Genomic DNA, 12,868 nt, shown 5'->3' with positions numbered 1-12,868 from the left:
TCCGCTGCACGGGGGCCGCCCGCCGGGTCTCGAACGCCCCTTTTCGTGCATGGTATGTCGAAATGGCACAACGTGCCAATATGGCGCATGCCCTACGCTGGACACCGACGATCACCCCGCGAGCAGGAAGAACACCGTGTCGACCCAGACCCGACCGAACGGGGCGCGCGCCCCGCGCTCCCCCCTCACCGAGCGCCGCAAGGCGGAGACCCGCCGCACCATCGCCCGGTCCGCCTGCGAGCTGTTCGCCGAACGGGGGGCCGCCGGAACCACCGCGGAGGAGATCGCCGCGACCGCCGGGGTGGGGCTGCGCACCTTCTACCGCTACTTCCGGTACAAGGAGGACGCGGTCGAGCCGGTGCTCGCCGAGGGGGCCAACCGGTGGCTGGACCTGGTGGCGGCGGGACCGCCCGGGCTGCCGGACGCCGCCGCCCTGGAATCGGTGGCGGTGCGCGCACTGTCCCCGGACGACGCCGAGGGCGTGGAGGCCATGGAGCGCACCGGCGGCCTGCTCCGCGCCGCCGCCGCCGACCCGGCCCTGGAGGCCGTCTGGGCCAGGGTCAACCTCGGCGCCGAACGCCGGCTCGCCGCCGCGCTCACCGCCCTGGCCCCCGACGCCGACCCGCTCCGCATCCGCACCCTGTCCGCCGGCGCCGCCACCGCCATCCGGACCGCCATCGAGCACTGGTCCACCGCCCCCGACGGCCCCGTCTCGGGCCCCGGCTCCCCGGCCGACCTGGTCGCAACCACCATGCGCACGCTCGCCGGCGGCACCCCGGGCGCTCCGGAGCGCTGACCCGGGCCGGGCGCCCCGCCCCGCCGGCCGCCGGTCGCTTCCGGCGGGCCGGCCGCTCCTCCGGCGCCTCCCGGTCGGCCGTCCGCCCTTCTCCCGCGAGCGCGGCACAAGGGAGCGATGCCGCAGACGCCCCGCTGACCACGGCGTACCGGACATGCGGGCGCCGATACGCTCCCAGGCCGGCTCGGCGGCCCCCGCAGGCGGGCGGTCGTCCCGGTGGCGGCCGCCCGCAGCGGCCGCGCGGGCTCCGTGAGCCGCGCGGACCGCGGTGTCGACCGGCACCGCGATGCCCGGCGCGCAGCGGATCCCGCTCTCGGCCCGCACCGCCTCGGCGAGAGAGCGGCGCACCGCGCCCCGAACCGGCTCCGGCCCCGCCGTGTGCACGCCGCCCGCGGAACCGCCCGCCTCTCGCACCCCGTTCGCACACGGCCCCGTGCGGCCGCGCCCGGTGGGGAACGGCCCGCCGGAACCCCGCCGTCCAGTACCCCGGGTGCGGGCGGTGCGCCGGTCCCGCTCCCCTGAGGCCGTCTTACCGCCGCTCCGCTCCGTACCGCTCCGCCTCGGCGACCAGCGCGGTCAGACGGTCCCGGTTCTCCACCTCCGCACGGAGCCCTCCCAGACGGGACTGCAGCGGGCCGCAGGGGCCGTCGCCGTCGCGCAGCTCGCGCATCCGGGGCAGCAAGGGGCGTGCCGCGGCGCCCAGCGAGCGGACCGCTTCCGGCAGCTCCGGGCCGCAGCGGCCGTGGCCGAGTTCGGTGCGGACCGCTTCCAGCAGCGGTTCCGGCTCTCCGGTGACGCGGTGCAGCGCCAGACCGAGGGGGATCCGGTTGAAGTCGTACACCGGCACCGAGCGGAGCACCGGGGCCACCTCCGCAGCGGCGGGCCCGATCCTCCCCGCCAGGGCGATCGCCTCCTGGAAGAGGGGGTTGCCGTCCAGTTCCCGGCGCAGCACCGCCAGCGGCGCGGCGGTCTCACCGGTGAGCCGGTGCAGCTCCCCGGCGGCCCCGAGCGCTCCGGGGGCGGCGCGGCCCGCCGGACCCCCGGTGCTGAGCAGGGCGCGGAGGCGCGCGGCGATCGGCTCCCGGGCGACCCCGTACTCCGCGGCGAACCCCGCCACGCGCAGCGCGTCCTGCGGGTCGGCCCCGGCCGCCAGGGCTTCCGCGGGTCCGTGCTCTCCGGTGGCGGCGGCCAGCGCGATCGCGAACCGCATCCGCACCGCCATCGGCACCGCCGCGTCGGCGGCCCGCGCCGCCAGCGCCGGGGCGATCCGCTCCGCCACCGCAGCGGAGCGCACCGCCGGGCCGGCCAGGGCCTCCACCACCCGGTACCCGGTGTGCCCGGCGGCCCGCAGCAGGTCGTCGAGGGCCGGAGAGCAGCGCTCGTCCCAGGAGGCCAGCAGCCGCACCACCTCGACCATCCCGGGCACCTCGTATTCGGTGCCGGCGGTCGGCGCCGAGCGGTCCAGCATCAGCCGCAGGCCCGCCCGGGCGGCGTCGAGCAGCTCCTCGTCGAAGCAGGGGCGGGCGGCGAGCACGGAGTCCAGTACCGGGACCGGGCCGAGGCGCAGCCCGCGCGCGACGGGCGGCCGCCACCGCGGGTCGCCGACCCGCAGCAGCGCGAGGACGGCCGCCCAGTGGGTGCGCGGCTCCCCCTCCAGGAACGCCTCGCCATAGGGGAAGGGCGCCCCGGGTCGACCGGGCGGCGGGGCTCCGGCGGTCAGCGCCGCCAGATCGTCGGCGGCAGCCCGGGTCGCACCGGGAAGCGCCGCGGTGATCAGCACGGCCGACTCGCGCACCTCGGCGTCAGGGTGTGTGACGGCGGCGGCCGCCGCGGGGGCGAGCCGCTCCCGCGACGCCCGCGACCCGGTGCACAGGTCGTGCACCGCGGAGAGCGCATTGACCGCCGCCTCAGGCCCCCCGCCGAGCAGGGCGTCCAGCAGCCGGGCGCCGTCCGGGGTGCCGTCCAGGGCGGTGAGCACGTCGCTGAGGCAGTCCTCCGTCCAGCGCCATTCCTCGGCGGGGAACGGGTCGCCCGGTTCCGCTCCGGCGGCCGGCCGCTCGCCGCGGCCGCCCCAGACCTGGAGCACGGCGCGTTCGGCCGCCTCGGTCCAGGGGCAGGGGGAGCGGGCCACCACCCACGCGGCGGCGGCGCGCACCCGGGCCGGCCGGTCGGGGCCGAGCCAGGCGCCGACCCACCCGGTCCGCTCGGGGTCCACCAGGCCCAGCGCGGCGACCAGGCCGGCGGTCTCCGCCGCGGCACCGGGCTCCGGCGCTCCGGACAGGTCCCGGAGGCGGTCGCGCAGCGCCGCGGCCGCGGGGCCGGGCTCATCGGGGCGGAGGTGCCCCAGGGCGAACGCGGCGGAGCGCCGCACCTCCTCCTCGGGATCGGCGAGCAGCGCGATCAGCCGGGGCAGCTCGGCGGTGAGCGCGGCGCGCACCTCGGTCCGCACCTCGGGGTGGCGGTCGGCGGCCTCGGCGATCTCCCCGACCAGCGCGATCAGCCCGCCGCGATCCCGGGTCCGGGGATCGGCCCCCAGGGCGACCAGGAACGGGACCGCGGGCGCGGTGGCCGAGTAGAGCGTCCCCTGGTGCCAGACGGTACCGAACAGCTCGTAGACCGCCTCCTCCGCCTCCTCCGGGTCGGCGGACCCGGCCGCCGCCAGCAGCGCGGGCAGGTCCTCGGCGGTGCCGTAGGCGTGGCCGAGCGAGGCCCAGTCGACGGCGTCCAGGCCTGCGAGAGCCGGATGGTTCACGGGGACGTCCTCCAGGGGCGGTGCGGTGCGGTCCGGCCCGGTTCCGGGACCGGGCCCGCCCCATCCTGCCGCCCCGGTCGGACATCCGTCCTTCGGCCGGGGCGGTCCCCGGAAGGCCTCTGCCGGGACCGGCGGGGCCGGGTCAGACCTTGCGCCAGCCGGGGACCCAGGTGCCGTCGGCGTCGACGGTGTAGTCGCCGAAGAGGGAGGGGGCCTCCTTCTTCAGGAGTTCGCCGATCTTGCCGAAGAGGAGGCGGATCTCCTCCTCGGCGCCGGGGGCGGTGCGGGCCTCCAGGGTGTGGCGGAGGGTGCGGGCGTTGGCGGTCCAGACCAGGCCGGTGGCGACGCCCTCGGGGGCGAAGCGGCGCATGAAGGAGGTGCGGTGCTTCTTCTCCGCGAACTTCTTGCCCTCTTCGTCGAGGCCGAAGTGGTCGGCCATCCAGAGCTGGAACTCCTCCATCCTCTCCAGCATCTCGGTGGCGCGGGACATCAGCTCGGGGTCCTCCTGCGCCCAGTCCGGGAACCAGAACGGCAGGTCGGTGAGGCGGACGAAGCGCAGCGACTCCTGGGAGACGGCGACGCCGGGGCGGTGCCGGATCAGCTCGTGGGTGAGCACCCGGCTGACGTTGTGCAGCACGAAGCTGAAGCTGACGTGCTCCAGGACCGAGCCGTGCAGGCTGCGCAGGATGTTGGTGAGGTAGGCGTCCTGGTCGGTGCGGACCCGGGTGACGTTGGGGTTGAGGCCCGGCTCCCAGGAGCGGTAGCAGAGCCGGCCGGCGAACTCGGCGAGGTTCTGCGGGTCGTTGAGGTGCGCGTCGAGCTCGCCCCGGTCGAACCGCTCCAGCCACTTCTCGCCGCCGACGTCGGCGAGGTAGCGGGCGATCTCGTCGTAGTCCAGCTGCGGCTTGGCGACCAGGTGGACCTCAGGTTCGACGTGCTTCACGGTGCTTCCATCTCCATGTCTCGGGCTCCCCCGGCTCCCGGGCCGAGACGACATTACACGCCCGGCGGCCGGTGCCGGACCGGCGCCGGGGAGCGCCCGCGCCGCCCCGGATCGGCGGCCGGGGTCCGGCGGGTGCGGCGGCGGGGGCACAGGGCCCGGCGCAGGCGCCGCCCTGCGGTCCGGCGTCCCGGAGCGGGTCGCCGCCGGGGATCTCCGCGGCGAACGCGCCGGCGCCGTCGAGCGGACGGTACCCCGGCGCGGCCCCGCCGGCGGAGAGGTCCCGGAACCTCCGGGTGTCGGCGGAGACGGCGCAGGCCGCGACGAACGTCACCCCCGGGGCGGTGGCGGCCTGACGGGAGCCCCGCCCGCCCCGCGCCGGGGCGGGCGGGGCGGGCGGCGGGTCAGCGCGCCAGGCGGAGGACCCGCTCCACGATGCCCTCGCCGACGGCGGCGGTGAGGATCGACTCCGGGTGGAACTGGACCGCCCAGCGGCGCGCGGCCGGGTCCTCGATCGCCATCACCACCGGCTCGGGGCCGCCCTCGGTGACCGCGGTGACGGCGTAGCCCTTCACCCGCTCCGGGGTGGTGTAGACGGAGTGGTAGCGGGCGGCCGCGAAGTCCCCGCCGGTCCCGGTGAGCAGCTCGCCGCCGGCGACCCGGACCCGGCCGGGCTTGCCGTGCACCGGCTCGTCCAGGGTGAGCAGCTCGCCGCCGGCGTGCTCGACCATGGCCTGCAGGCCGAGGCAGACGCCGAACACCGGCAGGCCGCGCGCCTCCAGGGCGTCCAGCAGGGCGCCGGTGCCGAAGTCGGAGGGCAGGCCCGGCCCGGGCGAGAGCACCACCAGGTCCGGGGCGAGCTCGTCGAGCAGGGACTCGTCGAAGCCGTAGCGGACGGTGGTGACCTCGGCGCCGTGCCGGCGGACGTAGTCGGCGAGGGTGTTGACGAAGGAGTCCTCGTGGTCGACGAGGAGGACCCTCATCCCCGCGCCGGCCGGTTCGGCGGGGGCGGCGGGGGCGGCCGGCGCCGGCCGGTCCTCCGCGGCGGCCTCCTCTTCCAGGGCGAGGGTCTCCAGCAGGGCGCGGGCCTTGAGGAAGGTCTCCTTCTCCTCGGCCTCGGGGTCGGAGTCGTAGAGCAGGGTGGCGCCGACCCGCACGGTCGCCACGCCGTCCTTGATCTGCGCGGTGCGCAGGGTCAGCCCGGTGTTCATCGAGCCGTCGAAGCCGATGAACCCGACGGCGCCGCCGTACCAGCGGCGGGGCGAGCCCTCGTGCCGCTCGATGAAGCGCATCGCCCAGGTCTTGGGGGCTCCGGTGACGGTGACCGCCCACATGTGGGTGAGGAAGGCGTCCAGCGCGTCGAACTCCGGGCGCAGCACCCCCTCGATGTGGTCGACGGTGTGGATCAGCCTGCTGTACATCTCGATCTGGCGGCGGCCGATCACCTTGACGCTGCCCGGTTCGCAGACCCGCGACTTGTCGTTGCGGTCCACGTCGGTGCACATGGTCAGCTCGGACTCCTCCTTGGCGGAGGTGAGCAGGGCGCGGATGTTCTCGGCGTCCTCCAGCGGGTCGGCGCCGCGCTTGATGGTTCCGGAGATCGGGCAGGTCTCGACCCGCTGCCCGCTCCCCGGCTCGCCGGTGACCCGGACGAACATCTCCGGGGAGGCGCCGACCAGGTACTCGCCCTCGCCGAGGTTGAAGAAGAACTCGTAGGGGGCGGGGTTGCGCTCGCGCAGCCGCTCGTAGAAGCGGGCCGGGGAGGCGCACGCCCCGTAGGTGCGGTGGCCGGGCACGACCTCGAACAGGTCGCCGCGGCGGAACCGCTCCTTGGCCTCGGCGACGACCGCGGCGTAGGAGCCCGGCTCGGGCTGGGCGGGGACCTCGGCGGCGACCACCGGCGGGGTGGGCCCGGTGGCGCGGGGCAGGCCGTCGGTGGAGGCCTCGGCGCCGTCCGGTCCGGGCACGGTGAACTCGTAGCCGTAGCGGACGCAGGTCTCCCGCTTGCGGTCGCGCACCACCACCGCGTCGGGCAGGTGCAGCACCAGGTCCCGGTCGCCGGGGTCGCGCTCCAGGACCTGCTCCACCGGTTCGAACTGGAACGCCAGGTCGTAGCCGAAGGCGCCGTACAGGCCGAGGTGCGGGTCGGTGTCGCAGGCGAACAGCGCGATCACCGAGCGGAGCGCGGAGAAGACGCTGGGGCGGCGGCTCCGCTGCTCCTCGGTGTAGAAGGCGGAGGCGTCCGGCTCGGGAACGGTGACGGCGACGGCCGCGCCGTCCGGCCGCCCGCCGTCCTGCAGCGGGCCGTGCTCGGCCAGGGCTCGGGCGACGGCCGGCAGCAGCACCCGGCCGCGCCCGTTCAGCGCGGTGGCGGTGACCCGGCGGCCGCGCGCGGCGATCTCCAGGCAGGGGTCGACGTAGCCGAGGTGCCAGCGGCTGTACCGGCCCGGGTACTCCATACCGGAGGAGAGGACGCCGCCGCGGCGCCCCTCCACGTCGCGGACGAGGGCGGTGAGGACCTCCGGGTCGCAGGGCTCGGAGCTGCGGCGGACGGTGATCCCGCCCGCGGTGCGGAAGGCGGCGGGTCGGGCGTCGGTACTGGAATCCACTGGGGGTCCTTTTCGCGCTGGGCCGGTGTCGGACGATGATCCGGCGGCCGCGCCGCGAACGCGAAACGACCGCCGATCGGCGGTCGCTGTGGGTAGAGCAGAACCTCGGTGCGCCGCCTAGGAGCGGCGCCACCACTGGCGGGGCGCTGGGGCACTGACCGGGGTTCGCATGTGCCGAAGTGTAGCGCGGCCGAGCGGCGCGCGGGAGCCCGCGGCGGTCGGATCCGGGCCCGCGGCAGAAAAAAAGCGCCCGGCCGACTGGCGGCCGCTCGGGCGCACGTGCTAGCTTGAACGACTTGCGAGCGGTTTTCGCGCACAACTCTTAGAGACATCCACATAGTAACCAAGGGATGGGCATGAGTCAACACCAGGCCACAAGTCAAGCCCGCCGGCGCTCCATGCAGGCGGAGCAGGCCTACGTGTCCGCGCTCTACGAACGCCTCGACGCCGCCCGGGCCCTGGCGGAGGAGACCCTGCGCGAGGCGGAGGCGCGCGGGGGCGGCAGCGGGTACGCCGGGCTGGTGGAGCGCCAGGCCGTGGTCGACGAGCAGGCGGGCCTGTCCCGGCGGCTGGCCGCCGTCGAAGAGGGGCTCTGCTTCGGCAGGATCGACCACCGCGACGTGCCCGGCACCCCCGGCGACCCGCTCTACATCGGCCGGATCGGTCTGCGCGACGCCGACCACGAGGCGGTGCTGGTGGACTGGCGCGCCCCGGCGGCCCGCCCGTTCTACGCGGCCACCCCGCAGTCCCCGGCCGGCCTGGTGCGCCGCCGCCACCTGCACACCCGCGGCCGCACCGTGGTCGGCCTGGACGACGAGGTGTTCGACCTGGACGGCCTCGACGAGGAGCAGCGCAGCGGCCTGTCCGGCGAGGCGGCGCTGCTGGCGGCGCTGCGCGCCGGCCGGACCGGGCGGATGCACGACATCGTCTCCACCATCCAGGGCGAGCAGGACCGGGTGATCCGCTCCGGGCTGCAGGGGATGCTGGTGGTCCAGGGCGGCCCCGGCACCGGCAAGACCGTCGCCGCGCTGCACCGCGCGGCCTACCTGCTCTACACCCACCGCTCGGTGCTGGAGCGGCGCGGCGTGCTGGTCGTCGGCCCCAACGCGACCTTCCTGCGCTACATCTCCCAGGTACTGCCCTCGCTCGGCGAGACCGACGTGGTGCTGACCACCGTCGGCGGGCTCTTCCCCGGGGTGCGGGCCGAGGCGCGCGACGCCCCGGAGGCCGCGGTCCTGAAGGGGTCGCTGCGGATGGCCGGGATGATCGCGGCCGCCGTCCGGGAGCGGCAGCGGGTGCCCCGCGGCGGCCTGCGGATCGAGGCGCAGGGCATGGAGCTGGAGGTGGACGAGCGGACCTGCCGGGGCATCCGGGACCTCGCCCGGGAGCTGGGCATCCGGCACAACGCGGCGCGCCCGTTCTTCGTCCGGGAGATGCTCGGCGCGCTCGCCCTGGACCAGCAGCGGCGGCTGGAGGAATCGGTGCGCGAGGCCGAGGAGGACGCGGGCCTGACCACCGGCGCCGTGCCCGAGCTGGAGGACCCCGACGCCCCGCTGTGGACCGAGGAGGACACCGAGGTCGCGGTGGAGACGCTGTGGGGCGACGGGGCGGTGCGGGAGGCCCTGGACGCGCTGTGGCCGCACCTCTCCCCGGAGCGGCTGGTCGGGGAGGTGCTCACCGACGCCGGCCTGATGGCGGCCGCCGCGCGGGAGGCCGCCCGGGAACCGGACGAGGGGGTGCTGGCCGAGCACGAGTGGCGCGCCCTGCTCCGCCCGCCCGGCTCGGAGTGGACGGTGGACGACGTCCCGCTGCTGGACGAGGCCGCCGAACTGCTCGGCGAGGAGGCCGGCGAGCGGCGGGCCCGGGACCGCGCGGCCGAGCGGAAGCGGCGCGAGCGGGAGCGCTACGCCCTGGGCGTGCTGCAGATCTCCGGCCTGTTCGAGGGCGACCGGGAGGGGGCCGCCGCCGCGCTGGCCGAGCGGCAGGCCGACGAGGGGCCGGCGCCGACCACGGCCGAGCGCGCGGAGTCCGACCGGACCTGGGCCTACGGGCACGTCATCGTGGACGAGGCCCAGGAGCTGTCCGAGATGGCCTGGCGCACCGTGATGCGCCGCATCCCCACCCGCTCGCTGACCGTGGTCGGCGACACCGCCCAGACCGGCAGCGCGGCGGGCGCCTCCTCCTGGGAGGCGATGCTCGGCGGGTACGCCGGCGGGCGGCTGCACGAGGAGCGGCTGCTGGTGAACTACCGGACCCCGGTGGAGATCATGGACGTCGCGGCGGACGTGCTCAAGGAGGTCGCCCCGGAGCAGTCGCCCCCGGAGTCGGTCCGCGAGGGCGGCGAGCGGCCGCGCGCGGTGCGCGTCGGACCGGCCGACTGGGCCGGGCTGCTGCCCGCGCTGGTCGACGGGGAGCTGCGCGCCGTCGGCGCCGGTCCGGGCCCCGCGGCCCCCGAGGGGGCGGAGAGCGGCGGGCGGGTCGCCGTCATCGTCCCCGACGACCGGCACGCGGAGTTCGCGGCGCTGCTGCCGGAGGCCGCCGCGGACGCCTCCCCGGCCGTGCTCGACTCCCCGGTGGCCGTGCTGACCTGCACTCTGGCCAAGGGGCTGGAGTTCGACTCGGTGCTCATCGCCGAGCCGGACCGGATCCTGGCCGGCTCGCCCCAGGGCGGCCGCGACCTCTACGTCGCGGTCACCCGCGCCACCCGCCGGCTGACCGTCCTGCACGAGCGGCCGCTGCCCGGGATGCTGTCCGGCCTGGCCCGCGCGGACTGACCGGCTCCTCCCCCGCGCCGGCTCCCGCTCGGGGCGGGGCCGCCGGGGCGCCGTTCCCCGCGCCTCGAGGGGAGGCGCGGGCGGCGGTGCCGGCCCCCGCCGGCCTGCGGGGTCGGCGGTGCCCGGGGAGCCGGGGGCCGGCGCGGTCGGTGGTTCAGCGCCGCGCGGTCCGCCCCGCCCCGCGGGGGTCCGGAGACGCCGTGATCCGCGCTCCCGGCCTCCGCCGCCGGGCGCCTCTCCCCGCCGCTCCCCGGGCCGGGCGGCGGCGTGCACCGCGTGCGCGCGGGAAGGCGCGTCATCCCCCGGTGCGGAGCCGACCGGGCGGTCCGGCCGTGGGCTCGGGCGCCCGGCGGGGCCGCGGAGCGGGCTCTCCGGCCGGCGGCCCGGCGAAATTGTCGGCGGCGGGGCGTAGCGTCGTGGTCATGTGCCGCAACATTCGCCGGCTGCACAACATGGCGCCGCCGGCCGACGAGGACGAGATCCGCGACGCCGCTCTGCAGTACGTGCGCAAGATCAGCGGCGGCACCAGGCCGTCGGCGGCCAACCGGGAGGCGTTCGACGAGGCGGTGGAGGCCGTTGCGGCCGCCACCTCGCGGCTCCTCGCCGAGCTGGTCAGCCCGGCCCCGCCGCGCTCGCGCGAGGCGGAGGCGGAGCGGGCCCGGCGCAGTGCGCTGCGCCGGGCCGGTGCGGCCGCCGCCGAATGAGACCCCCGGGCGGCGGGAGGACGGCCCGCCGCCCGGGCGCAAGGCCCCTCAGTCCACCCGGAACCCCTCCAGGGTGACCTGGAACGGGTCCAGGACGGGGGCCGCGCCGGGCGCGCCCTCGGACACGAAGCCGAACAGGGCGCACAGCGCGGCCTCCCCGAAGGCCATCGGGTGGAAGGGCAGCCCCGCGACGGCCCCGTCGCGGTACTCCCCCGCCCACCATGGCGCCTCGAACGGGAAGGGTTCCCCCACCAGCCAGGGCCGGTGCTCCGGCGAGACGCCGACCGCGCGGAGCAGCTCGCCGTCGCGCCACACCCCGAACATCGCGGTGTCCACCGCGCTCTGCATGGTGTGCAGGTAGACGCCCTTGCGCTCGCTCTTCCAGGGCGGGGCGCCGAAATCGGCGGGGAGGTCCTGCACGACGGGGCCGCCGCAGACGATCTCCAGACCGGAGAAGGCCCCCGCGTACACGTACGCACCGGGGAGCACGGCGTCGGCCAGGTACCCGGGGCCGACCGAGCCTCCGACGCGTCCGGGGAAGAGGCGCTCGACGAGCTCGCGGGCGGCGGCGGGCTCGGCGGCGTCCCCCGCGCGCAGCACGAACGCGGGGTCGGTGTCGCAGAAGGCGACGACGGCGGTCTTGGCTCCCATGGTTCCTCCCGAAGCGGCGGGCAGACGCTGACTACGCCGGACGCTACCGATCGCGGGCGGGCGGCAGCGGATGGCGCGGCCGAAGGGTGCGGAAAGGACCGCCCCGATCACCCCGCCCGGCGCGGCACCCCTCCCGATCCGGGAATATCGTCACCATTCATCCCCCTGGGGCGCGGGAGGCCGCCGGCTGGGACACGGGAGCCCGCCGGTCGGGACGCGGAGCCCTCCGGGCATACCGTCCGGTAGGGCGCAGAGGTACGGCCCGGCACGCGGCGGGGACGCGGTGCCCCGGCCCCGCCCTGGGGCCGCGCCGCGTGCGCGGCCGGGGACCGGGGGGATCGACTCGAGCACCGGTCGCGGCTCAAAGGCCGCCGGGCCTCCCGAGCGGGGCGCAGGCGCCGGCCGGGCGCGGCGCCTCGCGGAGCGGAGGTTCAAACAGGCGGCGACGGCGGAGGAAGGGACGGGGTGCAGGCGTCGCCCGAGCGCGGCACTTCGTCGGGTCGGGGTTCAGACCAGCGGCGACGACTCAGGCAGAGGCGGGGCCCGGAGCCCCGGCCGGGCGCGGCGCCCCACGGAGCGGAGGTTCAAACCGGCGGCGAGGCCAAGGGGCGTGCCGGCCGGTCGGTCGGGCGCGGCGCCCCACAGGGCGGGGGTTCAAGCGGGCGGCGACGGCCGAGGTGGGGACGGGGCGGAGACGGTTGTCCGAGCGCGGCGCCCCACGGAGCGAAGGTTCAAACCGGCGGCGAGGCCAGGGGGCGTGCCGGCCGGTCGGTCGGGCGCGGCGCCCCACGGGGCCGGGGTTCAAGCGGGCGGCGAGGGCGGGAGCGGGCCGAGGGGCGGCGGGTTCGCCGCGCCCGCGTCGCCCCGGTGGCGGGGCGGGCCGCCCGGCGGCCACCGGCACCTCCCTGACCTGGGTGAACACGGGCAGTGACGGCGGCTGGGGGCGGCCTGCGCACCGCGAGAGCACCCCGATGATTCCCGGGCGCGCATCCCGGGCCGGAACGGGCCCCGGAAGGTCGGAACGGCCCTGATCGGGGCGGCGGCCGGGGATCCGTGCCGCCCGGAAGGCCGGAAGGGCGGGGCCGGAACCCCGTGGAGGGGCGGCGAGGGGGCGGGATGCCGCATTCATCCCCCCGGCGGGCCCCGCCTCGGTCACTCTGAGTGACCGGGGAGGGGTGGTGGGGGCTTCCGGGGGTGCTACTCGCCGGTAGATGTCATCGGGCCTGCTGCAGGGGTGCGCAGGGCGCCCCCACCCCGCCGGCGATCCGGCACAGCGGACACAACCCCCTCCACCGGCACGGAGGGCCCGCGCCCTTCCCCGGAACGCCGCTTTCCCCTTCGCCGGGCGCCCGGGGCGGACCGGTGAACGCCGCCCCGGCCCACTCCCGCCCTCGCCGCCCGTCTGAACCTTCGCCCCGTGGGGTGCCGCGCCCGGCCGGGGCGCCCGGCCCCGCCCCTGCTTCCGCCGTCGCTGCCGGTTTGCGCCTTCACTCCGTGGGGCGCCGCGCCCGGCCGATTGCCTACGCCCCGCCCCTGCCTGCGCCGTCGCCGCTCGCTTGAACCTTCACTCCGCGAGACGCCGCACCCAACCGACCGGCCGGCACGCCCCCTGGCCTCGCCGCACGCCTGAACCTTCACTCCG

7 protein-coding genes are annotated in these 12,868 nt (G+C 77.2%); 3 read left to right on the top strand and 4 right to left on the bottom strand.

Going from position 1 to position 12,868, the window contains the following annotated elements; genetic code table 11:
• Positions 1-136 precede the first annotated feature (136 nt).
• Positions 137-796, top strand: a complete 660-nt coding sequence (locus tag J0910_RS12910; RefSeq protein ID WP_420158740.1) for a TetR/AcrR family transcriptional regulator — start codon at positions 137-139, stop codon at positions 794-796.
• A 529-nt stretch (positions 797-1,325) separates the two neighbouring features.
• Here J0910_RS12910 and J0910_RS12905 read toward each other — a convergent pair.
• The 3 genes from J0910_RS12905 to J0910_RS12895 form a co-directional block, all read right to left on the bottom strand.
• Positions 1,326-3,548, bottom strand: coding sequence for a hypothetical protein (locus J0910_RS12905; RefSeq protein ID WP_420158739.1), 2,223 nt, complete (start codon positions 3,546-3,548; stop codon positions 1,326-1,328).
• A 142-nt stretch (positions 3,549-3,690) separates the two neighbouring features.
• On the bottom strand, positions 3,691-4,491 hold the full coding sequence (thyX, locus tag J0910_RS12900; protein ID WP_420158738.1) for an FAD-dependent thymidylate synthase: 801 nt from the start codon (positions 4,489-4,491) through the stop codon (positions 3,691-3,693).
• 401 nt (positions 4,492-4,892) lie between these two features.
• Positions 4,893-7,097 (bottom strand): anthranilate synthase component I, encoded by a 2,205-nt coding sequence (locus J0910_RS12895; protein WP_420158737.1) that lies wholly within the window; start codon positions 7,095-7,097, stop codon positions 4,893-4,895.
• Positions 7,098-7,453: 356 nt separating this feature from the next.
• Here J0910_RS12895 and J0910_RS12890 point away from each other — a divergent pair, with 356 nt between their 5' ends.
• Complete coding sequence (locus J0910_RS12890; protein ID WP_420158736.1) at positions 7,454-9,871, top strand: HelD family protein; 2,418 nt, start codon at positions 7,454-7,456, stop codon at positions 9,869-9,871.
• Between the two features lie 422 nt (positions 9,872-10,293).
• On the top strand, positions 10,294-10,575 hold the full coding sequence (locus J0910_RS12885) for a DUF2277 domain-containing protein (RefSeq protein ID WP_420158735.1): 282 nt from the start codon (positions 10,294-10,296) through the stop codon (positions 10,573-10,575).
• A 48-nt stretch (positions 10,576-10,623) separates the two neighbouring features.
• Here the strand turns inward: J0910_RS12885 and J0910_RS12880 are convergent, their stop codons facing one another.
• Positions 10,624-11,226: a DUF6928 family protein gene (locus J0910_RS12880; RefSeq protein ID WP_420158734.1), complete on the bottom strand. Its 603-nt coding sequence runs from the start codon at positions 11,224-11,226 to the stop codon at positions 10,624-10,626.
• Between the last annotated feature and the right edge of the window lie 1,642 nt (positions 11,227-12,868).

It is taken from the genome of Nocardiopsis oceanisediminis (genome assembly GCF_048595525.1).
GTDB classification, from domain to species: Bacteria; Actinomycetota; Actinomycetes; order Streptosporangiales; family Streptosporangiaceae; genus Nocardiopsis_A; species Nocardiopsis_A oceanisediminis.
The sequence above is the reverse complement of the archived record's forward strand: the minus strand, read 5'-3'. Positions and strand labels throughout refer to the sequence as shown.